The organism is Haloferax sp. Atlit-6N, from assembly GCF_003383195.1.
GTDB classification, from domain to species: Archaea; Halobacteriota; Halobacteria; order Halobacteriales; family Haloferacaceae; genus Haloferax; species Haloferax gibbonsii.
Genome location: NZ_QEQJ01000144.1, coordinates 1 through 552, shown reverse-complemented (window position 1 = coordinate 552; position 552 = coordinate 1). Strand labels below are relative to the sequence as shown.

The 552-nt window shown below is 65.9% G+C and carries 1 protein-coding gene; it reads right to left on the bottom strand.

What is annotated here, in order from left to right; genetic code table 11:
• A partial coding sequence (locus tag DEQ92_RS21635; protein ID WP_147299561.1) for an iron ABC transporter permease occupies window positions 1-552 on the bottom strand: 552 nt, incomplete at both ends.

The following is a 552-nucleotide window of genomic DNA, read 5'->3' as shown; positions in this document are numbered from 1 at the left end:
CGCATAATCGAGGGTGTCCCGAAGTCGGCGAGCGCGTACAGCCCCGAGAGCAAGGCACCCGCGGCGACCGCCGGGCGGATCTGCGGGAGCGTCACCCGCTTGAACGTCTCCCAGCGGTCGTGTTCGAGCGTCCGCGCGGCGTCGATGAGCGTCGTGTCCATCGACTTCAGCGACGCCCGCGCGGTGATGTAGACGTAGGGGTAGGTGTACAGCGTGAGGCTCAGTATCGATCCTTCGAGCCCGTAGATCTCCGGGATCTTCTCGACGCCCAGCGGTGCGAGGAGTCGCTGAAAACTCCCCTGCGGCCCGAACGCCGAGACGAACGCGAACGCTCCGACGTAGCTCGGGATGACGAGCGGCAACGAGACGACGATCGTCCAGAAGCGGCGGAACGGGAGGTTCGTCCGGACTGTCAGGTACGCCAGCGGGACGCCGATCAGGACGCACGCGGCCGTCGTCAGCGTGACTAAAACGGTCGTGTTGACGAACACTTCGAGCGTCGTCGGTCGCGTGAGAAGCGCGATCGCCTCCGAGAAACCGACGTCGAGCCCG